Annotated in this window: 16 protein-coding genes and 1 pseudogene; 7 read left to right on the top strand and 10 right to left on the bottom strand. The window is 53.6% G+C overall.

From position 1 onward, the window contains the following. Window positions 1-55: 55 nt before the first annotated feature. The 3 genes and pseudogenes from fhuE to ACT3TJ_RS14425 all read right to left on the bottom strand — a co-directional run bounded on the left by fhuE (window position 56) and on the right by ACT3TJ_RS14425 (window position 3512). Window positions 56-1956, bottom strand: a pseudogene (gene fhuE / locus ACT3TJ_RS14435) (ferric-rhodotorulic acid/ferric-coprogen receptor FhuE). A gap of 519 nt (window positions 1957-2475) precedes the next feature. After that, window positions 2476-2982 carry a hypothetical protein gene (locus tag ACT3TJ_RS14430; RefSeq protein WP_193055395.1) on the bottom strand — a complete coding sequence of 169 codons (507 nt, stop codon included), beginning with the start codon at window positions 2980-2982 and terminating at the stop codon, window positions 2476-2478. Window positions 2983-3080: 98 nt separating this feature from the next. Continuing rightward, window positions 3081-3512, bottom strand: a complete 432-nt coding sequence (locus ACT3TJ_RS14425) for a MerR family transcriptional regulator (protein ID WP_172118143.1) — start codon at window positions 3510-3512, stop codon at window positions 3081-3083. Window positions 3513-3583: 71 nt separating this feature from the next. Between ACT3TJ_RS14425 and ACT3TJ_RS14420 the strand changes: the two genes are divergently transcribed. Continuing rightward, window positions 3584-4606, top strand: a complete 1023-nt coding sequence (locus ACT3TJ_RS14420; RefSeq protein WP_172118142.1) for an SO_0444 family Cu/Zn efflux transporter — start codon at window positions 3584-3586, stop codon at window positions 4604-4606. A 68-nt stretch (window positions 4607-4674) separates the two neighbouring features. On the opposite strand, the gene ACT3TJ_RS14415 is transcribed toward ACT3TJ_RS14420, so the two are convergent. Both ACT3TJ_RS14415 and ACT3TJ_RS14410 read right to left on the bottom strand, forming a co-directional pair. Then, window positions 4675-6039 carry a PQQ-dependent sugar dehydrogenase gene (locus tag ACT3TJ_RS14415; RefSeq protein ID WP_444622416.1) on the bottom strand — a complete coding sequence of 455 codons (1365 nt, stop codon included), beginning with the start codon at window positions 6037-6039 and terminating at the stop codon, window positions 4675-4677. Window positions 6040-6077: 38 nt separating this feature from the next. Further along, entirely contained in the window at window positions 6078-6506 is a 429-nt protein-coding gene (locus ACT3TJ_RS14410; RefSeq protein ID WP_087108126.1) for a DUF2231 domain-containing protein, read from the bottom strand. 452 nt (window positions 6507-6958) lie between these two features. Here ACT3TJ_RS14410 and ACT3TJ_RS14405 point away from each other — a divergent pair, with 452 nt between their 5' ends. Beyond that, complete coding sequence (locus ACT3TJ_RS14405) at window positions 6959-7681, top strand: MIP/aquaporin family protein (RefSeq protein ID WP_172118139.1); 723 nt, start codon at window positions 6959-6961, stop codon at window positions 7679-7681. Between the two features lie 82 nt (window positions 7682-7763). Beyond that, window positions 7764-9269 carry a glycerol kinase GlpK gene (gene glpK, locus ACT3TJ_RS14400; RefSeq protein WP_444622392.1) on the top strand — a complete coding sequence of 502 codons (1506 nt, stop codon included), beginning with the start codon at window positions 7764-7766 and terminating at the stop codon, window positions 9267-9269. A gap of 216 nt (window positions 9270-9485) precedes the next feature. On the opposite strand, the gene ACT3TJ_RS14395 is transcribed toward glpK, so the two are convergent. Then, entirely contained in the window at window positions 9486-10388 is a 903-nt protein-coding gene (locus tag ACT3TJ_RS14395) for a LysR substrate-binding domain-containing protein (RefSeq protein ID WP_444622391.1), read from the bottom strand. Window positions 10389-10569: 181 nt separating this feature from the next. Here ACT3TJ_RS14395 and ACT3TJ_RS14390 point away from each other — a divergent pair, with 181 nt between their 5' ends. Beyond that, on the top strand, window positions 10570-11148 hold the full coding sequence (locus tag ACT3TJ_RS14390) for an NAD(P)H-dependent oxidoreductase (protein WP_444622390.1): 579 nt from the start codon (window positions 10570-10572) through the stop codon (window positions 11146-11148). Window positions 11149-11237: 89 nt separating this feature from the next. On the opposite strand, the gene ACT3TJ_RS14385 is transcribed toward ACT3TJ_RS14390, so the two are convergent. Then, a complete protein-coding gene (locus tag ACT3TJ_RS14385; RefSeq protein WP_444622389.1) occupies window positions 11238-11987 on the bottom strand; it encodes a hypothetical protein in 750 nt (249 codons plus the stop codon). 402 nt (window positions 11988-12389) lie between these two features. Here ACT3TJ_RS14385 and ACT3TJ_RS14380 point away from each other — a divergent pair, with 402 nt between their 5' ends. Next, window positions 12390-14147, top strand: coding sequence for a mechanosensitive ion channel family protein (locus tag ACT3TJ_RS14380; protein ID WP_444622388.1), 1758 nt, complete (start codon window positions 12390-12392; stop codon window positions 14145-14147). Between the two features lie 170 nt (window positions 14148-14317). Here the strand turns inward: ACT3TJ_RS14380 and ACT3TJ_RS14375 are convergent, their stop codons facing one another. Then, window positions 14318-14917: a nitroreductase family protein gene (locus tag ACT3TJ_RS14375; RefSeq protein ID WP_444622387.1), complete on the bottom strand. Its 600-nt coding sequence runs from the start codon at window positions 14915-14917 to the stop codon at window positions 14318-14320. 222 nt (window positions 14918-15139) lie between these two features. Continuing rightward, window positions 15140-18622, bottom strand: coding sequence for an acyl-[ACP]--phospholipid O-acyltransferase (locus ACT3TJ_RS14370; RefSeq protein WP_444622386.1), 3483 nt, complete (start codon window positions 18620-18622; stop codon window positions 15140-15142). A 140-nt stretch (window positions 18623-18762) separates the two neighbouring features. Between ACT3TJ_RS14370 and ACT3TJ_RS14365 the strand changes: the two genes are divergently transcribed. Together ACT3TJ_RS14365 and ACT3TJ_RS14360 are read left to right on the top strand one after the other, a co-directional pair. Then, window positions 18763-19497, top strand: a complete 735-nt coding sequence (locus tag ACT3TJ_RS14365) for a helix-turn-helix domain-containing protein (RefSeq protein WP_444622385.1) — start codon at window positions 18763-18765, stop codon at window positions 19495-19497. Between the two features lie 43 nt (window positions 19498-19540). Continuing rightward, window positions 19541-20425, top strand: a complete 885-nt coding sequence (locus ACT3TJ_RS14360; protein ID WP_444622384.1) for a putative RNA methyltransferase — start codon at window positions 19541-19543, stop codon at window positions 20423-20425. A 127-nt stretch (window positions 20426-20552) separates the two neighbouring features. On the opposite strand, the gene ACT3TJ_RS14355 is transcribed toward ACT3TJ_RS14360, so the two are convergent. Beyond that, window positions 20553-20759 carry a cold-shock protein gene (locus ACT3TJ_RS14355; RefSeq protein WP_018917934.1) on the bottom strand — a complete coding sequence of 69 codons (207 nt, stop codon included), beginning with the start codon at window positions 20757-20759 and terminating at the stop codon, window positions 20553-20555. Window positions 20760-21034: the final 275 nt, after the last annotated feature.

Genomic DNA, 21034 nt, shown 5'->3' with positions numbered 1-21034 from the left:
GGGCGAATGGAGGCGGTGGTATCAAGGCGACGCCATCATTGCTAACGCCTGTGCATTAGAACGAATAGCGCAGCGTCGAGGAGATGCTGGCTGGTTCGCCATAGACGCCGTAGCCACCGACATTGCTGTAGTACTTTTCGTCGAACAGGTTCTTGATGTTGACCTGAAGTGATAGGTCTTGATTGAACTGGTAGCGGCCAAAAAGATTGGCAAGCGTATAGCTGCCTTGCTCATACTCGGTAGGTATACCGGCGGGGGTGGTGAGGTCGCTAGCCAACAGGCTGCTCTGCCAGTTAACGCCGCCGCCAATCGTTAGCTCACGCTTTTGTGGCACGTTATAGCTGGCAAAAAGATTGAACAGCGAGCGTGGCTGATTGGTATTGAACGTGCCTTCTTTGGCTTTCGCGGTGAAGTGGGAGTAGCCGATCGTCATATCAAGATCATCAGTGACCGCACCACTTAGTTCCACTTCAAAGCCCTCACTCACTCCGCCGCTAGCGGCGGAGTAGTACGTCTCGGTTTGCCCGGAAGCCCCGGGTCTGCCGTGGCAACGTTGTCTTGCTCTATTCGGAAGACTGAGAAAGAGCCGTTAACCAGGCCATTAAGCCAGGCCGCCTTGAGGCCGGTCTCATAGTTTTTGCCTACCACCGGGTCCAGGTAGGCGCCACTCGCATCGCGGTAGTTTTGCGGCTCGAAAATCTCGGTGTAGCTGGCAAAGGCTGAATAGGTATCGTTGAGGTCGTATACGATTCCACCGTAAGGTGTTACTTCGTGCTTGCTCTGGCTATCCAGGCTACGGAATAGCGTCATTCCATCCCATTCGGTATAGCGTGCGCCGAGAATCAGCGTTAACGGATCAGCAAGTGAGAATCGTGAAGCGGTATAGACGGCTTTCTGACGAGTGCTTGATGCTTCAGAAGGGGTAAATTCGGACCAGCCCTCGTTAGGTGCCGAGCCACCCCAGTTGTTGAAGTCATCAACCGTGAAGAGACCATCAATGAAGCTGTTTTCGTAGTTGTTCTTCTGGTCGCTGTAGCTACCGCCTACGACCAGTTCGTGTTCGCGTCCCAATAGCTCGAATGGCCCGCTGACCTGGGCATCTACAGAGTTAACTTTCCGATGCCCCTTGTTCCATCCGGTATAGAAGCCGACGCCACTGCCATCCATTTGGTCTGGCAGCATTCCTTCCACGTAGGGATACGCCAGCTTGCCATCCATATCGGTTTTTTCGTGGGTGCCCACTACACGAGCCTGCCAGTCATTAGCAAACCGATGGTTGATTTCCGCGAAGACTTTTTCAGATTTGAAGTCGTAGTAGGACCAATCCGGCGCCACGCTGAACGAGCGTGAGTAATTGGTTGGCGTGCCGTCGCTGAACCACAGCGGTAGACCGCCCCATGTGGGTGAAGAGGTGTGGCTGTCCTGGTAATCAAAGCCCAACGAAAGCGTGGTGGCGTCGGTTACGTCTGCATCAATAACGCCGTAGCCGAACATGCTTCGCTTATCCTGACGGTCAAGGTGGGCACCCCCTTCTTCATAACCGCCGATAAAGCGCGCCCGCACATTGCCCGAGGCGGTTAGCGGTGTGGTTATGTCAACAGTGCTACCGCGTTTATCCCAACTGCCCAGCGTGCCAGAAACGGAGCCAGTAAATTCCCGGCTCTCAGCATGCTTGCGCACAAAATTAACCGAAGCGCCTGGGTTGCCCGATCCACTAACCAGCCCGTTGGCGCCACGTATTACTTCAACGCGGTCATAAATAGCCGTATTGAGCCGACCTTCACCAAAATACCAACGGTTATCCGTGTTTAGCGTAGGGATGCCGTCGTACTGAAAGCTGTTAATACGAAAACCACGGGAGGAAAAGCCGACACGATCACTATCGACATTACGCGTTGAAATACCCGTGACGTTACTTAATACCGCCTCGACGGTATCCAGGTTTTGGTCCTGCATTCGTTGTTCAGTAACGATGCTGATGGCTTGTGGCAGCTCTTTTTGGCTTAGTGTTAAACCGGTACCCGCGCTGGTGGTGCGGCGCGTATAGCCAACGTTGTCATAAAGGTTTTCGCCCGTGACCGTCACGGTTTCCAGCGCTTCTGGGCTAGCGGCGTCAGTGGTTTGCGCCGCAACACCTGTTGAAGCCAGCAGCGACGTAGACAAAATGGCGGTAAAGGTGACTTCTCGAAAGGATAGTGCGCTTTTAGTGAAGAGTTGGGTGGGCCTGGAGATAGAGCCAGCGAAGCGTGTCGTGTTTAAGGCATGGAGTAAAGGCGTTTTCATATAATCCCTTGCATCGCGCCTATGGGCGCTTGCTCGTTAGTATTATCAGTAATACAGAGGGATCATATAAAAACAGTTCTCATATGTAAATGATCATGAGAACGCTTATTGTTTGAGATGCTGACCTGTTAGACAATACTGAAGATACAATAATGCAAAGCGCAGCAAGCCAGCACCTTTCGCTAGTATGCTCTATTTGGGTTCTATCGAACCCGTTACTGGCTGTAAGTCGGCGCGGTTACTCTCCAGTGTCGCCAGCGCAATTTTATAGCAATCCTCAACATGGCTATTGCCCATATACTTCATCGCCGTAAAGCTGATGCCCCCCGCCACGGCGCTGCCGACAAAGGGTACATATTTAGCCACACCGGTGGCGGCTACTTTGACGCCCATCTTTTGAAGCAGCGATACCACCAGTTTTTTGGTGATGTACTTCCCGGCCATCTTGCTGCCGACATTGGAAATAGCGGTCATCACCATCACTTTTGATTCGGTATCCAGACCTTCGATTTGCTCGGGCGTTAAGCCGAATTTATCGTTTATTTTAGGAATGAGCCTTAGCAATATGGCAACGTCTGACCCGATATCCACGCCGGGAATGGGGATGATCGCTGTGCCAGCAGAGAGACTCGAGCTTCTTGTCACCATTGAATGGCATGTTTTTCTGATGGCTTCTAGCTCTTCGCGTGATTCGATCATTTAAAAGTCCTTTTTACGATGCGCTAACACCATTGTAGTCGATAGCTACTTGAGGAAGAGGGGCGCCTCGCCACGCTTCTACGCATCGTCGCCTCTATTTATCCACAGCCGTGTTCGCTGCAGGCAAGCGTGTGGTCGTATAGCGTTTGGATGATCTGGCAGTCGGCGGTTTTGCCACCCCGGCATTGCTGTACTACCTGGCGTAGCTCAGTAGCGAGCGCTTGCAACTTGGCAATGCGCGCTTCCAGATGCTGAAGGTGCCGAGTGGCGATGTCGTCAGCCGCGCCGCAGTCGGTGTCCGGGTGGTCTGAAAGTGCCAGTAATTCCTGAATGCTATGTAGATCGAGACCGAGGCTGCGGCCGTGACGAATAAAGCCGATACGCGCAAGCGCTGCTTGATCGTAATGCCGGTAGCCTTGCTCGCTGCGTTTGGCGGGTGGCAGTAACCCGAGTTTTTCGTAATGACGAATGCTTTCCGGTGAGCAGCCTGTGCGGGTAGCCACTTCACCAATGCGATACGTGTTTTTCATCGGCTTGACCCTGTAACGATTACAGGGTTTAGGCTAGCCCCTATTCCCACTGTGGACAAGCAGGTGATGACATGACGCTGGTTATAGAGCTATTGCAAATTGCGTTAACGGCGGCCCCGTGGCTGCTGTTGGGGTTGGTAATTGCTGGGCTAATTAAAGCATGGCTGCCGGAACACGTGCTGCAGCGCTGGATGGGAGGGCGTGGCTTGGGCAGCATTGTGCGGGCGGCGGTCATAGGTATGCCCCTGCCGCTGTGTTCGTGTGGCGCGATTCCTACCGCTATTGCTTTGCATCGTGGTGGCGCGGGGCGTGGGCCCACGACGTCTTTTTTAATCAGCACGCCGGGGGTGGGCGTTGATTCCATTCTACTGACCAGCGTACTGCTTGGCCCGTTGATGGCCGTCGTGCGCGTCATCGGTGCCTTGGTAACGGCCATTGTCACCGGGCTGCTAGTCGGGTTAACGCGTGAGCCTGCAACTCCCACCTCTGCCACGCCTGGCGGCTGCTGCGCTTCCTCCGGCTGTCATACGCCCACCGCGAAAGCCGACGAACCCAGCGGTTTGAAGGCCGGGCTGCGTTATGCGTTTAGTGATCTGTTAGATGATATCAGCGCATGGGTGTTTGCCGGGCTGTTGCTGGCGGGCGTGCTGGTAACGCTGGTGCCGCCTGATACGCTGGCCCATTACTCAGGTGGGCTGCTGGCGCTTGCGCTGATGGCCGTGGTGGGCATTCCACTCTACATTTGTGCGGCAGCGGCCACGCCGGTTGCTGCTGGGCTGCTGTTAGCGGGGATTTCACCGGGTATGGCGCTGGTTTTCCTGCTGGCGGGGCCGATCACCAGCCTGGCGACGTTAGCGATATTGCGTCGCGAACTAGGCAATGCCGCGTTGGCGGTTTATCTCGCCAGCGTGCTTGTCGTTACTGTGCTCGTAGGTTGGACAGTAGATAGCGTGCTGGGAGTGACGGGCTGGAACGTGGTCGATCAGGCAAGCGAGGTTCAGGAACTACTGCCTGTTTGGCTGGAGTGGTTGGCGCTGGCAGTGCTGGCTTTGGTGGCTATTCGCCCCGTACGTAAGCGCTTGCTGGGATTTTAAATATTCACCGTTTGAGACAGCGTGATGAAGCAGCGACGGGCAGGGAGTACCTGCCCGTCGCTTGGTGGTTAGTCAGCCTCTTGGGGCGTTGATGGCTGCTCGGGTGGTTCGGTGGATGTTGGCTCGGGCTCCTCTGGCTCAGAAGCGTTTGCTTCAGGCTCCTGCTCCGGTGGGGCGGGCGGATTATCCGGCGTAACCCGCCAAATCGCATTGGTCAGGTCATCGGCAATAATAAGCGCGCCATCCGGATCAATAGTGACACCGACCGGGCGGCCAAGTGCTCTGCCATCATCGGTAAGAAACCCACTGGCAAAATCAATCGGGTCGCTGTCAGCAAGTTGGCCGTTGCTAAAGGGGATGAAGCTTACCTTGTAGCCAACCGGGTCCGCGCGGTTCCAACTGCCGTGCTCACCTACAAAAACGCCCTCGGCGTACTCTTCGCCCATGGCGGGCGTAGAAAAAGCCAGGCCAAGCGGGGCTACGTGAGAGCCAAGGCTGTAGTCCGGTGCAATAGCGGATGCCACTTTTTCAGGATCTTCCGGGCGTACGCGAGGGTCAACATGCTGTCCCCAGTAGCTGTAGGGCCAGCCATAAAAACCGCCTTCCTGAACCGAGGTAATATAATCAGGTACCAGGTCCGGACCGAGTTCGTCACGTTCGTTAACCGCTGCCCAAAACGTGCCGGTATCGGGTTGGGTGGCTAGCGCTGAGGGGTTGCGCAGGCCGGTGGCATAGGGGCGGTGCGCGCCCGTGTCGACATTGATCTCCCACACTTCGGCGCGATTAACCTCCGCCTCCATGCCCCGCTCGGTAATATTGCTGTTCGAGCCGATACCGACATAAACAAACTGCCCATCGGCGCTGGCGGTCATCGCCTTGGTCCAGTGGTGATTGATCGCTGAGGGCAGTTGCGCAATGACTTCTGGCGGCCCGCTGGCCTCTGTTTGGCCCTCGTCATAATCAAAGCGCACCAGCGCATCCTGGTTGGCCACATAGAGGTTGTTGTCTATCAGAGCCAGCCCATAAGGCGCGTTAAGGTCTTGGGCGAAAATCATCTGTTCGTAGCTGCCGTCGCCATTGTCATCGCGTAGCAGGGTTAAGCGGTCGCCGCCCTCTACAGCGGTGTTGCCTTGGTCCTTGATGTACCCAGCGATCACATCCTTGGGCTTTAATGCCGGTGCATTACCGCCGCTACCTTCCGCCACCAGAATATCGCCATTGGGCAGCATGATGGTTTGCCGGGGCACCTTAAGATCAGAAGCAATCCTGGTGATGGTGTAGCCCTCAGGTACCGTCGGTAGCCGGTCGCCCCATTCGGCGGGCTCGGGAACGGTCATGTCTGGCAACAGCCCGCGCTGTGGCTCGGGGAGTGTTGGGTTGGGGCCAAAGGGCTGTTCTACATCAAAGGCATTCGCGCCGCTGGCAGCCAGCATAAATGCCAGCGGCGTTGTGTAACGCAGGATGAAATGTTTCATGACGTTGCTCCGACAGTGGGCCGAGAAAAACCGATCCAAATCGCTGCGACGCTCAATACGGTAACGATGATCGAAAGAATAAAGCCAGTGGGCATCATGGCCCAGGCATCGCGGGCATGCACCAGGGCATTGATAAAGCCAAGTATCCAGATGACCAGCAAGAGTGCTGGGTAAACCAGAACAAGCCCGCGACGATGTTCGGCACGAAAGAGACCGATAATTGCGCATAGAAATGCCAGGCCTGCGAAAACAAGCCCGCCAGCAATTAACCAGGAAGAAAATGTGCCCCATTGAATATGAAAGCTTTTCGAGTAGGCGTAATCGCTTAACGCGGCGCCAAGAAAAAGTGGGAAAATGCTCACCAGTAATACGGCATGTAGCGGATAGATGCCGCCTGGATAGGTCGTCGTTGTAGACCTCCTCATGATACGCCCTCCTTGATAAGTGACCCCAAAAAACGTGGTCAAACCCGCTCTCTATACGGGCTTACGATAGTCAGCTGGATAGCTGACAACGTGAGTATAGGTCACGTTTTGCTACACCAAAAATTGCCATGTTTTTCGGTTAATAAAATAAGCGCAGAGGATGAGCGCTGCGGTAACTATCGAAAAAATATGTTCGTTAGTTGACGTGAGGTTATTTTATGTGAGCAGGTAATGATTAATTATCATAAGGAAAGGGGTGTTGAACTAATGTCTATTTGTTTGAAAATTTATATTAATCAAAAGCATAGTTGGTAAATTTAAAGAGAGTTATTTTTTTGTATTGTTTTTTTCAATACCCCCTATAGGATGCCAAAAGGAAAACGATATTTTCTAAAAAGAACATTCAATCGTTCTAAACAGAGCAAACCGATCACATGGAGTAGCTGGTTACGATGCTTGAAACAATTTTTCTATACGAAATAGTGGGTACGGCCATATTGACGCTCTTGGGGTGTGGCGTAGTCGCTAACGTGCTGCTGAACAAAACCAACGGGAATGGCAGCGATGGCATCGTTATCTTCTTTGGTTGGGGGCTCGCGGTCTTTTGCGCGGTTTATGTCGCCTATGAGACTGGGGCACATATCAATCCCGCCGTTACGCTTGGATTGCTCGTCGGCCCGGCGACGGAATACGCCCCCGGCATCCCTATTAACGCTGTGACCACTGCGGCCTACTTTGCGGCTGAGCTCATCGGTGCCTGGTTGGGTGCCACTGTTTGCTATCTGGCCTATAAAAAGCATTACGACGCGACCGAAGACGCGTCAAGCATACTGGCGACGTTCTCTACAGGCCCGGCGATTCCTTCTTACGGGTGGAATCTGGTCACTGAGATCATCGGTACCTTTGTGCTGGTGTTCGTCATTATCATGTTTGGTCATACACCTTCTGGGCTTGGCCCGTTGGCGGTGGCATTGCTGGTAGTATCCATTGGTGCTTCGCTGGGTGGGCCTACAGGCTATGCGATCAACCCCGCTCGGGACTTGGGGCCGCGCATTGCCCACGCATTACTTCCCATTAAGCACAAGGGGACGAACAACTGGTCTTACGCTTGGGTCCCTATTTTAGGACCCTTTATCGGCAGTGTCCTTGCCGGGCTTGCCGCGTATGTTTATTAAGTCAGCCGGGTTTATTAAGCCAGCCTGCTGATTTGATTCTTTTTAAAACAATCATTTAACGTTAACGCTTGAGAGGCATTTCATGAGCCAGAAAAACTACGTTCTCGCTATTGACCAAGGCACCACCAGCACGCGGACGATACTGTTTGACCATGAGGGCCGGGTTGTCAGCGTAGCCCAGCATGAGTTTGAGCAGATTTTTACGCGCCCGGGTTGGGTCGAACACTGCCCTCGCGAAATCATGACCAGCGTGCTGACCACCTTGACCGAGGTGATTAACAACAGCGGCGTTGATGTCTCCGAAGTTGCCTCTATCGGTATTACCAACCAGCGTGAAACCACCGTGGTATGGGATAAAAATACCGGGCAGGCGGTACATAACGCCATCGTCTGGCAGTCGCGTCATTCCGCCGAGATATGCGATGAGCTGCGCGAAGCGGGCCATGCCGATATGATTCGCGATAAAACCGGGCTGGTCATTGATGCTTACTTCTCCGCCACCAAATTGAAGTGGATTTTCGACAACGTGGCAGGCGTTAAGGAAAAAGCGGAAAAGGGCGATTTGCTGTTCGGCACCATTGATTCCTGGCTGGTGTGGAACCTGACCGGCGGCGCTGTGCATGCGACCGATGTCAGCAACGCATCACGCACGATGTTGTTTAACATCCGTGACCGGAAGTGGGACCCGGAGCTACTGGCACTGTTTGGTGTACCTGAGTCGATGCTGCCAGACGTTAAGTCCAGCAGTGAAGTTTACGGCAACGTGCTGCCTAAATTCCTAATGGGCCAGGAAGTGCCGATTGCCGGTATCGCTGGCGACCAGAACGCCGCGCTGTTCGGCCAAGCCTGTTTCGAGCCGGGTATGGCGAAAAACACCTATGGCACGGGCTGCTTTACGCTAATGAACACGGGCACCCAGGCCACGCCCTCCAAGAACGGCCTTCTTACCACCGTTGCGTGGGAAGTGGATGGCACGCTGGAATACGCCCTTGAAGGTAGCGTATTTGTGGCGGGCTCGGTGATTCAGTGGTTGCGTGATGGCCTGAGAATGCTGGGCAAAGCGTCTGATTCCGAAGCGTACGCCACGCGCGCTAAGGATAATGACGGCGTTTATATGGTGCCTGCCTTTACCGGGCTGGGTGCGCCTTACTGGAACTCTAACGTACGCGGCGCCATGTTTGGGCTCTCTCGGGGGACTCAAAAAGAGCACTTTGTGCGCGCGGCGGTCGAATCACTTGCCTATCAAAGCACCGATGTTCTCAAAGCCATGCAGGCGGATGCCGACATTGCGCTAACCGAACTCCGCACCGACGGTGGGGCTATCTCCAACGATTTCCTTGCTCAGTTCCAGGCCGACATCCTGGGAGTGGATGTTCTACGCTGCGAAATAAACGAAACCACAGCGCTTGGCGCGGCGTATCTTGCTGGCCTCGCCGTTGGCTTCTGGAAATCGCGAGATGAAATCGTTGCACAGTGGGCGCTGGAGCGGCGCTTTGAGCCACAGATGAAAGATGAAAAACGCGATGAACTTTATGCCGGCTGGAAAAAGGCCGTCAACGCTACCATGGCATTCCACGTAGAGTCCTAAGCGTAACGCCGTTAACGCAGGTGTTTGACAAGCCCCGGCCCAAGGCTGGGGCTTCGTGTTATAGGCGCCGTGGCCGGTATCGGCCTTATTGCTATGCCCACCGGCATTTTGGCCGCTGCGTTTCAAAATAAACGTCATACGTAAAGAGAGTGTAGAGCGTCAGGTTCGGAATAGTGGATATCTTATTTCAGAACCCTTGATTCACTATTTGCTGCTTTAACTCTGTAGATACTCCTCCGGCAGGCGTTCGGCCAGAAAGTCCATAAACAGCCGGGCGCGCTGGGATAGTGTGGCTTGGCGGTAGTAAACAGCATTGACGGCCTGCATTTGAAGTTCGGTATGACTGGGCAGCACATCGACAAGTGTGCCCGCCTTGCGGGGCTTGATGGTCATGAAGTCGGCAAGGCAGACGATCCCTTCACCTTTAAGTGCTAGCTCTATCAGCGTGCTGCCGCTGGAGGCGGAGAGGGCGGGCGTAATATGTAGGCACTCACCATCGGCACGGCGCAGCGGCCAATGGTTAAGGTGTTCAAGCTGGCTGAAGCCGAGCAGACTATGGTGCTTAAGATCTTCAATACCTTGAGGAGTGCCCGCGCGCTCAAGGTAAGCAGGACTTGCCAAGAGGCGAAGCGGGCTATGACCCAGGCGTCGGGCATGTAACGAAGAGTCGTCCAACTCCCCGATACGAATGGCGAGGTCCACACGCTGTTCCAGCAGGTCAACAAAACGGTCGTGGGTATCCAGCTGTAGCGTAATGCCGGGGTAGCGGGCACGAAACTCACCAAGTACCGGCACAATGACAAACTGCATAAAGCTGGGCGCGGCGTTCACCCGTAGCCGCCCTTGAGGTTGGCCGTGGTGATTCTGAACGGACTCTTCCGCGGCTTCTACCGCCGTTAGTATGCGGCGGCAGTGTTGTAAAAACGTTTCTCCCTCCTCCGTTAGCTCCAGGCGGCGGGTGGTTCGGCGTAGCAGGGTGGCGCCAAGCTTGCGTTCCAGGCGGTTAAGCGCCCGGCTGACGCCCGATACCGTAATGCCCAGCCGTTCGGCGGCGCCGGTGATCGAACCGCTGTCCACCACGGTGATAAATGCTTGCTGCTCTTCAAGCGTGGTTTTCATAAGCGTTGCTCTTGCCTGTCCAGGTTAAATTTCGTTGTTGATTTTATATCAAAAGTCTCTTGCCCGTGGACGGGTTTTTCCATGCTTTTAAGCACCCCATAATCAGCGGCATTCAAGCCATGTTGGTAGGGTTGTCGCCTATCAGCAGGCAAACTATCTATTGGGCGAGAGGTTTTTAACGATGAAGGTTCTGTTAATCAATGGCGGCAAGCCGTTCGCACATTCTGGCGGTGAACTCAATAATACGCTGCATGATGTCGCGTGGCGTACGCTCGCCGAGTTGGGCCATGAAGTTCGCGAGACGGTAATTGAACAGGGTTACGAAGCAGAGGCCGAGGTAGAAAAATTCCTCTGGGCGGACATTATCGTCTATCAGATGCCGGGTTGGTGGATGGGCGCGCCCTGGAGCGTTAAACGCTACATTGATGAAGTCTTCACCGCCGGGCATGGCTCGCTTTATGCCAGCGACGGCCGCTCGCGCCAGGACCCCACCAGGCAGTACGGCAGTGGCGGCTTGCTGCAAGGGCGGCGCTATATGCTGTCGCTCACCTGGAATGCGCCGCTGGCCGCCTTTGATGAGGCAGATAACTTCTTTGAAGGGCGCGGTGTCGATGGCGTTTACTTCCCGTTCCATAAGTCTCAGGAATTCATTGGCTTGGAAGCGCTGCCTACGTTTATCGCCAACGATGTAATCAAGGCGCCAGACGTTGCACGTGATATGGCCGCTTATGCCCAGCACCTGACGCGCCTGTTCGGCTAAGCGCATTGCTTTTATTACGGGATTAGCGATCTTGTGCTTCTTGAGTCAATTTACCCAGTAACCTCGTAAGCATCGTGCCCTTGGGTTAACTAAAAGCGCCACGTAATGCCGGCGAGAGGTCCGCCCATTTCGATATCGATGAGTGAGTCTGTTTCATCGCGTTTAACCGATAAATGGCGATAGCCGCCTGAAAGATAAAGCGTATCGCTGAACTGGTAGTTAAGTGTAGCGACAACTTGCCAGGTGTTTTTGTTCGACATCTCCAGGCCGCCTATATCCGCATGAAGCAGTGTGGACCAGTTGGGTGCCCAGTGTGATCGCAGGCGTGCCGCCACAATAGGGTCTACCCACTGTTTGGTTTTGGCTACATCAATGCCCAGCGCAGGAATATTGATATCGGTATCAATTTGCCAGGTACGTGCGCCTGCCAGTAGGTCAAGCTGCTGTGTCGGGGTCGTCATCACTTGATAACCCGCAGCGGCCGTTATAAAGCGCTGGCGTAGCTTGCTATTCGCGACAATGCCGAAAGGTAGCGTGCTTGCCTGGCTAAGGGAGGCCCAGGAAATATCGCCAAAAAGTACCCAGCGGTCCTGGCGTGCGGTGCCGGTCATGAAAAAGGCGCCATCCAGGTCATCCAAAATGCTGCTGAAAGAGCGTGAAGTACTAACGGTAGGGGCATTTTCAAGCGGGCGCACATCGCCTGCCATTCCTGCCATCCAGACATAGGGGGTAAGCTGAAAGCGCCAGGTCTCCTCATTAATGTCATCAGCGTTGGTGGGCAGGGCAAGGCCTGCTGCGATAAGACCTATAATGGCTGAAAATGACCGCAATCGACGCATCTAAAGGTTCCCCTGCTGTGTTTTATTCGGTTTCCGCTCTTTTTTGATTAACACGCTGCTTGCCCCAACGCCGTTTTGGGGAGACGTTTTATCGGCCTCGTTAGATTAAGCTATCGTGAGGTTAGATGCTTTGCAAGTCGCTAATATGACGCTAGTCACACTGTTTTCACCCAACCTAAGCGAACACTATGCAGCTTTGTTGTAAGGCCTTATGCGTAGGCATAACAGGCCGACTCTTTATGCGTGAGGCGGTGGGCCGTATTAATATTGCTGTTTATGACTTCGCCTTGCGCCATACCTAAAGGTAGGCTGTACTTGATTTTTCACCTTCACTGACATGGATAGTCCAGTAACGATGGATGTTAGTGCAGATCCTTTGACTCCCAAGTGAATATGGGGCTTATGAAAGCACATGGCCCGTGGCCTACATGGGTGGTACTGGTAATTGTCTTCGCGTTTTCTAACCTCTGTGCCGCGCAAACTCAGGGCGAAGAAGGCGAAGAAGCTACACAGTGGTTTACCACGGATGAACTGAATGTAGGGCTGGGTGAAGCGCCCGACGAGATTAACCGTATGTCGCCGAGGGAGGCGATTCGGAGTTTTCTTGAGCTGACTGAGGAGGAGGACTATCAGGGGGCCGCCCACGTACTGAATCTTGCCGAACTGTCACCAGAAGAGCAGCAGGAGCGTGGACATGTGCTGGCCAGGCAGTTAGCCGAGGTATTTCGGCGCGGAGAGTGGCTGAGTGCGTCGAACCTTTCAGGCCGCCAGGATGCCGTTATCGAAGACACTACGGGCGAAAACCCGCTCGCTGGTAATCCGCGACGGGATATTGAGTTGGCCTCACTGCAAGCCGATGGTGAAGCCTACGACATTCGCCTGGGGCGATACCGAGTAGAAGACGAAGACCCCATCTGGCTGATCATGCCGGGAAGCGTTACCTCAATCCCTTTACTCTACGATGAGTATGGCCCCTCCATGGTTGAGGAGTATATACCCGACCGATTTAAAACCACGTTCGGCTTTCTAATGGTATGGGAGTGGATTGCCGTTCCCGCCTTTCTTGTATTAATTGTACTTCTGGGCTGGGGCATCTACACCTTTGTGGGCCTGATGGCCCGATGGCTACCTTCTGGCGCGCTCAGTATTTTTGCCGCGCGTATCAAGGGGCCGGTGTCGCTCATCGCCATGTCGCTCGTCACGCAGATGCTGCTTGAGTATGTCGTCTCTTTCTCTGCAGTGGCAATGACCACATTCCGTGTTCTGCTGATTACTGTTATGGCGTGGGGAGTCGGCACGATTGCCCTGCGCTTGGTGGACACCATTATGCTGCGCATGGCCCGGCGGCTAGTGGGGGAAATCGACGACACCAAACCAAAGGATGAACGCAGGCTTCTCACTACGCTCTATGCGGTGCGTCGGGCCGTGATATTGGTGATGGTGTCGGCGGTGACCATCTACGTGCTAAGCCAAATCCAGCTCTTCGAAACGCTTGGTCTTTCATTGCTGGCCTCGGCCAGTGTGTTGGCGGTGCTGGTGGGTATCGCCGGGCAGGCCGTGCTGGGCAATATTCTTTCATCGATGCAGTTATCGCTTGCCAAGCCGATTCGTATCGGCGATTTGGTGATTTTTGAAGATGAGTGGTGCTATGTGGAGGGTATTTTCTATACCTTTATTCGGCTGCGGGTGTGGGATGACCGGCGAATCGTTGTTCCGGTAACGTACTTTGTCTCCAGGCCTTTCCAGAATCTGTCGGTCAAGAGCGCGAAAATGTACCGCAGTATGGAGCTGATTCTGCATCTAAGCACCGATATTGCGTTATTGCGCAAAAAGTTTCTAGAGTATGCCGAGATGGAAGATAGTGTCATCGAGCATCATAAACTTCTGTGCTACGCGACGGGGCAAACGGCGACAACGCTGGTGATTACCTGCTACTTTGTGGCTTCTGATCCCATGTCGGGCTGGACCGCTGAAATGAATATCCGGGAAAAGCTGCTGACCTTTATACGTGAAGATCATCCCGATTGGTGGCCACGAGACGTTATGGTGATTAGCCATCAGGACGTCGCTCGCGCAGAAGGCACCAAGCCCCACAAAACAATTATGGGGACAAGCAGTGAAAAGCCAGCCACAGACTCTGAGCCGCGTAAGGAAGAGTAACCTTGTGAAAATGGGGAACCAGATATGGACCTTCAGGAGATGGGCCTTTTCCGACCGTCTTTGTTGCCGGAAAAAGCCCGCTTTTAAAACGCTACCACCCGTGGTTTTGGGTAAACCGGCGGGCGGGCGTTGGCATATTTCTATGCAGTGAGACGTTAGGATGTCGCTACTTAAGAGAAGATGCGGAAACGTTCTTCGTCATCCATAAATGTCTTCTCGCCTAACGGCGCCTCATGAGAGCCGAAGGGCATTTGCGCACGCAGTTTCCAGGAAGCTGGCAGGTCCCAGGTCTCAAATATGGCGTCGTCGATAATCGGGTTATAGTGCTGCAGGCTGGCACCGATATCGGCCTCGGCAAGGGCGGTCCATACGGCAAACTGGGCGATGCCCGTGGCGTGTTCTGACCAGGCAGGGAAGTTGTCGGCGTAAGATGGAAACTTCTCCTGCAATCCTTTGACAACGTCCTGATCTTCAAAAAACAGTACGGTGCCCGCGCCAGCGGAAAAGCTATTGATCTTTTGCTCGGTCGGCGCAAAGGATTCAGCAGGCACGATGGCACGCAGCGTATCCATCACCAGTTGCCAGAACTTGTCGTGCTGCTCGTTGAACAGAATTACTGCGCGCGAGCTTTGGGAATTGAAGGCAGTGGGGGCCAGCTTCACCGCTTCCTTGATCAGGGAAGTGGCGTCGGTTTGACCGATGGAAATGTTTTTACCAATAGCGTATTGAGTACGACGTTGCTTGTAAATATTGATGGCTGGGTTGGACATAAAGCATTCCTCTTTTAGTGGGTAGGAGCCTTTACGAAGCAGTAATTCCATAGGACTATTAGCTTAACTTAATACACATTTGTTCTGGGTGCTATAAGTAAAAAATCACCGGCTCGGATACAAAAGCGCTTTTCCCCACGGGTAATTGGGTCTCTGAAATCAGGCGGTTCGTCCAGACACCGCCGGTTTATTCCAGTAAAGGGACCATTACTCGCTATTGGATTAATGCCGTGAGAACTGCTCGTTGTCGGCTAGTTGTTCCTGCGCCAGGTGTCTGGCGCCGGCAATATCGGGCTTGCCGGAACCCAACTGCGGTAATTGATCAACGGTGAGCCAGTGGCTGGGAATCATTAGCGATGAGAGACCCTGGCCGCGTAGGGCCGTTCTGACAGCCTGTGCATCCAGCGGGGTTTCCGAGAGCAAGACAATACGCTCGCCTTTATTAGCATCCGGTATGTTGACCGCCATGATGGCGGTATCGGGGTCGGCAAGCGTGGCGTTAATAGCCTGCTCCACCGCGCCGAGGCCAATCATCTCACCGCCAATTTTAGCGAAGCGTGAGTAGCGATCAACAATGGTCAGAAAACCATCTTCATCCAGATAACCCTTATCTCCGGTGATATACCAGCGCTGGTCGTTGAGATTGCACACCACCTTGGCGGTACGTTCAGCATCGTTCAGGTAGCCCTGCATGACTTGCGGCCCGCTAATCAAAATCATGCCTGCTTCGTCAGTGGAAAGCTCTTCAAAACTTTCAGGATCAACAATTTTGAAACTCGTGCCGGGTAGCGGCATGCCAACCGTGCCTATCTTGGCCCCCCGCTGCACTTGCAGGTAGTTCACATCCAACGTATCGGGAAGATTAACCGCCGCTACCGGCGAGGTTTCGGTTGCGCCGTATCCTTCATAAATCAGCTTATGAAATTTAAGCTGGAACGCGCTGCGTACGCTGTCGTCGACCTTTTCCGCCCCGGCTACCACTACTCTGATGCTATCCAGCATGAGCGGATGAACGTTGGAGCTGCGAGTGAACAAGCGCAGAAACGTCGACGTGCCACACATAATGGTTGCCCGGTGCTTGGCAACCGCTTTTGCAATACCCGCCGCATCGGTCGGATCGGGGTGGCACACCAAGGGTAAGCCCTCAATTAACGGTAAGAACTGAGTAACCGTGAGGCCGAACGCATGAAACAGCGGAAGCGATCCCATCATGACGTCGTTATGCTCGGTATTCAGCGCGTCGGATGTTTGCTTAACGTTCGCCATTAGATTGCGATGGCTTAACATCACACCTTTGGGTTGTCCTTCGCTGCCGCTGGAAAACAGGATGGCTGCCGTGGCCTGGGCATCATGTGCTCGGCAGTAGCAGAGGCGCAGCAGCCAGGTCGGCAGCAAGCGGACGCTAAGCCATGTGCCTAAGCGTTCAGCCCGGCCCATAGAGGCTTGTAGTTTTTCAAGGTAAACCACATTCTGATTGGCTAGTAACGCCGATACATCAAGCCCTCGGGCGTTAAGCTTTTCAATAAAACGCGTAGACGTCAGAACGGTATCTATCCCGGCTTGCGAGAGGGCCGAAGCCAAGGCATTGCCGCTGGCGGTGTAGTTAAGGTTTACCACCGTTTTTCCCGCCAGCAGTGTGGCCATATTAGCGAGTACGCCCGCGCTACTGGTAGGCAGCAACAAGCCGATGTTTTGCGCTTTGCTCAGTTTGCGGATGCGCTTGGCCATCAGAATGCTTGCAGTGAGGGCTTTGGCTGCACTCAGTGGACGACTGATCGTGTCTGTGAGTGCCAGCTTTCCTGGGCGGCGTTTTACGCTGCGTATCCAGGCATCCGGCAGGGTGTGCAGGTTTTCCATCGAGAGTTGCCAAGAGCGGGTAGCCTGCTCAAAGATGCGCCGCTTAAGCACATCGGCGGGGGTCTCTTTTGGCAGCGTTTGGCCAAAGACCACAACGATAGAGCGGTGTAGCGGTGCATGGCGTAGCTCTTTAAGCTTGCTGGAAGAGAGCGAGAACTGGCTGCCCCATAGCCCGCGTAGATAAAACGGAACGATTTTTACGTCGGGATTGGCCATTTTGCAGGCCCGCTCATAGCCTCGGCGAAATTCGCCCAGTTGCCCGGTGCGGCTGATAGCGCCTTCCGGGAACAGGCAGACCACTTCACCTGCATTGAGCAGCTCAGCCACGCTACTCAGTGCCTGCTCAGCGGCAGCGCCGCGCTCAATGGGAATACAGCCCAATGCTTTAAAAAACCAGCGTAAATACCAGCGCTGATAAATGCTTTTAAGCATCACAAAACGTACCGGCCGAGGGCTTGCGATCTGCACCATGGCCCAATCAATCCAGCTAATATGGTTGCCCAGTAACAGCACGCCACCCTGGGCAGGCAGATTTTCTAAACCGTAAACATCAACGCGGTAGCGGCGGGTCAGCAGAAAGCCCAGTAAAAAACGCACCAGGCTTTGGGGCAGTTTTATAATGGTGTAGCCACCCCCGATCATCGCTACGCTAGCGATCAGCAGCAATAAATAGTGGCTATCCACGCCCGCCAAAGCAAACAGCGCCGTGAGCATTAAAAAGCCCAGCATGGCGATATTTTGAATCCAGTTATTGGCCGCCAATACCGTGCCCAGCTCGTTGTCCGCAGCGTGGAACTGAATCAACGCGTTGAGCGGTACAATAAATAGCCCGCCCATTAAACCGATAAACACAAAATTCAGCGCTTGGCTTAGTGGCGTTGTGAGTAGCGGTAGGCACCATAAACCAACGGCAACGCCCAGAGCGCCCACCGGAATTAAACCGGTTTCAATACGATTGCGAGAAAGGCGGCTGGCCAGCACCGAACCCAGCGCAATACCGATGCCGCTAGCGGCGAGAATCCCTTGCAGCACCAGCGTGTTATCAATACTCAGCGCGGATTTCGCGTAGGCAGGGTAGGCGGCCAGCAAGACTTGGCCAACAGACCAGAAAGTGGCAAGGCCGATAATCGACAGCCTTAATACGGGCTGGCGTGCAATGATACGCAGATTGTCTTTAAGCGCGCTGCCTTTTATATAGCGCTGCCAGGTAAGCGGTGTGCTGGGCGGCTGTGGGGTATCCAGCGGCAGTTGATAAAGCGCCACTACCTGAATCATGCTATTGAGTACTAATAGCCAGCCTAACGGCGCAATTTGGCGCAGCAGCTGCTCGGGGGGCTGGTTGGCGAAAGGTGTCCATGCTTCAAAGAAGGCGGTGAACACCACTGTGCCCGCTAAAATGGCACCAATGGTAACGGCCTGGACGATGCCGTTCGCTTCGGCCAGGCGGGGTTTCCCAAACAGCGTCTTGACCATGCCGTATTTGGCAGGTGAGTAAAAAGCAGACTGTATCGCCAGCAGAAGCGTCATTGCAAAAGCCAGCCAAAACCAGCCCTGGTAGTAAGCCGCCGTAATACCCAGTGATACCACGACCGCTGCCCACGCCGAAACGCGTAGGATACGCACTTTGGGATAGGTATCCGCCGCGTGGCCTGATGGGCTAAACAGCGCAATGAACGGGAGCAGGATTAACCCGTTCACCAGCGCTGTAAGCACTATCTGGATGGTGCCATCGTAGCTTTTAAAGATCGTATTTTGAATGACGATCTTATGCCCCAAGTCGAGAAAAGCATTAAGAAAGATAGCGATGAGGTAGGGCCAAGCGCCCTTCATCTTTAGCACTCTTTGCATGTTCACTAAGCCTTATAAACCCCTGTAGATGATAGCAATCTGTCCAAGTCAGGCCTTGGGCGCAACCTTGTTATGCCAGGTTGTGTTATACGTGCTGTAAAGTATCGTTATTTGCTACGTTGAGGTGCCTGGAGGCGCTTATGTCCCAAGTGGGGAGTTTGATTGATACGCTGAAACGCCAGCTTCGTACTCAGGGTAAAACCTATGCTGATGTGGCTCAGTGGCTAGACCTGAGCGAAGCGTCCGTTAAGCGTCTGTTTGCAGAAAAGCACTTTACCCTGGCCCGGCTTGAATGCATCTGTGATCAACTCAATATCGAATTTGCCGAGTTGGTACAGGCCATGCAAGCAGAAGAACTGCGGCCCCAGCAATTGACCCAAGCTCAGGAGCAGAGCATCGTTGATGATCGTGAGCTATTTCTGGTCGCCGTATGTGTTGTGAATGGCTACAGCTTTGACGAAATTCATCATCAGTATCAGTTAAGCGAGGCGGAGTGTACACGCCAACTGCTTAAGCTTGAGCGGCTAAGGCTTATTGAGTTGCTACCTGGTAATCGTATTCGCCGTCGTGTTGCCGCCAATTTTCGCTGGCGCTCTGGCGGCCCCATTCAGCAGTTCTTCCAACAGTATATTGCGAATGAATTTTTTCGCTCTCGCTTTGATGGTGAAAGCGAAAAACTGCTGGTCCTCAATGGTCTGTTGTCCCGAGCAGGCAATGACGAGTGGCAGCAGATAATGCAGCGCTTGGCCAAGGAGTTTCACGCCCTGTGCGAAAGAGAAAGTAGTTTGCCTCTGCATAAGCGCTTTGGTACCACGTCAGTATTAGCGGTACGCCAATGGAAATATGCGTTGTTTCAAGACTATACGCGCCGTTAAGCTAACGGCCATATTGCCTTCTTCTTTTATATGATGACATTTTATGAGCACTTTTTCTTTTCAATCACTGGCCTGCCCGCTGGACGGCGGCCCGCTCACTCAAGCGGAAGGCGTATGGCGCTGCACGGTTGGGCACAGTTTTGATATTGCCAAACAAGGTTATGTAAATCTACTGCCTGTTCAGAACAAGCGTTCAAACGACCCCGGTGACAGTAAGGCCATGGTGGCGGCACGGCAGCGTTTTTTGAATGCCGGGTATTACCAGCCTGTTGCCGAAGCTGTTCGTCACGCTGCCTTGAGCGATGCCTCGGAAAACGAATGGCTTAGCTGCCTGGATGCGGGATGTGGTGAAGGCTACTACTTGCGTCAATTGGCTAGCACTGCGCTGCAAATACCGCTTGCTTTGATCGGCCTGGACATTTCCAAGTGGGCGGTTATGGCGGCGGCCAAGCAGAGTCGTCAACAAGAGCAGGATCATCAGCCAGGGCAGGAGCGTCGGCAAGCAGCCACGTGGGTAGTGGGCAGTAATGCCAATTTGCCCGTGCAGTCGGGCACGCTGGATAGGCTGCTCTGCATGTTCGGCTTTCCCGTGATGAGCGAGTTTGCCAGAGCGCTTAAGCCGGGAGGTTTGTTGCTGCAAGTAGAAGCAGGGGCAAATCACCTGCGCGAATTGCGTGAGATTATTTATCCAACGCTTAAGCCCGAGCGCAATGCAGAACCCGCTGTGCCAGAAGGGTTTAGCCTGCAGGCAACCGACACGATCCGCTATCCGCTGACACTGAATAGCAAGGATAGCATTGCGGATCTTTTGGCCATGACGCCGCATCTTTACCGAGCAAGTGCAGAGGGTCGTGAAAGGGCAGCAGCACTTGAAACGCTAACCGTGAGCGTTGATGTACGGCTTATTACGTGGATTAAAAATACATAAAAACGAGAAACGGACAAGTCGTGGGTGCGGCTTGTCTTGTTTTGCCAAGCCCAAACGCAACAAGGCCCGCCGAAGCGGGCCTTGTCAGTCAGACCCTAAGGTCTGAACAAACACTTAATAATAAATATTAAGAAGTTTGCTTGATGTTAGAAGCCTGAAGGCCTTTTTTACCCTGGGTAACGTCAAAAGAAACGCTAGCGCCTTCTTGAAGGGTTTTGAAGCCGTCAGACTGAATTTCGGAGAAGTGTGCAAACAGGTCGTCGCTGCCGTCAGAAGGAGCGATGAAACCGAAGCCTTTAGTGTCGTTGAACCATTTAACTGTGCCAGTTGCCATGATTAAATCCTTTCGCGCATAAGCGCCGTAATAAAATTCCTGGTATTACCCAGATTGAAGTAGCGGGTGAAACAAGGAATACAATATCAGGCTGCCGAAAGAATCGTACGCTTCTGAAACCATGCTGCTTGCTAACCAACTGGCGCTACATTGCCATGTTTCGCGACACGCGTCAAAGGGTTTTTGTATTTATTTTCTAGGGCGTGTCCTCATTTTGAAAGAAAGGCTGTCCCTCATTGATTTTCTGTGGGGTTATGCGACTCTTCTTAACAGAG

Source organism: Halomonas sp. AOP30-A1-24, from assembly GCF_052378165.1.
GTDB classification, from domain to species: Bacteria; Pseudomonadota; Gammaproteobacteria; order Pseudomonadales; family Halomonadaceae; genus Vreelandella; species Vreelandella citrativorans.
This window is presented reverse-complemented; position numbering and strand designations above follow the sequence as displayed.

Excerpts from the sequence above, each read along its gene's own strand:
- ACT3TJ_RS14420 (WP_172118142.1), top strand. The coding sequence starts at position 3,584 with ATGACGCTGGTTATAGAGCTATTGCAAATTGCGTTAACGGCGGCCCCG.
- ACT3TJ_RS14405 (WP_172118139.1), top strand. The coding sequence starts at position 6,959 with ATGCTTGAAACAATTTTTCTATACGAAATAGTGGGTACGGCCATATTG.
- ACT3TJ_RS14385 (WP_444622389.1), bottom strand. The coding sequence starts at position 11,987 with ATGCGTCGATTGCGGTCATTTTCAGCCATTATAGGTCTTATCGCAGCA.
- ACT3TJ_RS14390 (WP_444622390.1), top strand. The coding sequence starts at position 10,570 with ATGAAGGTTCTGTTAATCAATGGCGGCAAGCCGTTCGCACATTCTGGC.
- ACT3TJ_RS14425 (WP_172118143.1), bottom strand. The coding sequence starts at position 3,512 with ATGAAAAACACGTATCGCATTGGTGAAGTGGCTACCCGCACAGGCTGC.
- ACT3TJ_RS14380 (WP_444622388.1), top strand. The coding sequence starts at position 12,390 with ATGAAAGCACATGGCCCGTGGCCTACATGGGTGGTACTGGTAATTGTC.
- ACT3TJ_RS14360 (WP_444622384.1), top strand. The coding sequence starts at position 19,541 with ATGAGCACTTTTTCTTTTCAATCACTGGCCTGCCCGCTGGACGGCGGC.
- ACT3TJ_RS14395 (WP_444622391.1), bottom strand. The coding sequence starts at position 10,388 with ATGAAAACCACGCTTGAAGAGCAGCAAGCATTTATCACCGTGGTGGAC.
- ACT3TJ_RS14370 (WP_444622386.1), bottom strand. The coding sequence starts at position 18,622 with ATGCAAAGAGTGCTAAAGATGAAGGGCGCTTGGCCCTACCTCATCGCT.
- ACT3TJ_RS14375 (WP_444622387.1), bottom strand. The coding sequence starts at position 14,917 with ATGTCCAACCCAGCCATCAATATTTACAAGCAACGTCGTACTCAATAC.
- ACT3TJ_RS14365 (WP_444622385.1), top strand. The coding sequence starts at position 18,763 with ATGTCCCAAGTGGGGAGTTTGATTGATACGCTGAAACGCCAGCTTCGT.
- ACT3TJ_RS14410 (WP_087108126.1), bottom strand. The coding sequence starts at position 6,506 with ATGAGGAGGTCTACAACGACGACCTATCCAGGCGGCATCTATCCGCTA.
- ACT3TJ_RS14355 (WP_018917934.1), bottom strand. The coding sequence starts at position 20,759 with ATGGCAACTGGCACAGTTAAATGGTTCAACGACACTAAAGGCTTCGGT.
- glpK (WP_444622392.1), top strand. The coding sequence starts at position 7,764 with ATGAGCCAGAAAAACTACGTTCTCGCTATTGACCAAGGCACCACCAGC.
- ACT3TJ_RS14415 (WP_444622416.1), bottom strand. The coding sequence starts at position 6,039 with ATGCTGGCTGCCAGCGGCGCGAATGCCTTTGATGTAGAACAGCCCTTT.
- ACT3TJ_RS14430 (WP_193055395.1), bottom strand. The coding sequence starts at position 2,982 with ATGATCGAATCACGCGAAGAGCTAGAAGCCATCAGAAAAACATGCCAT.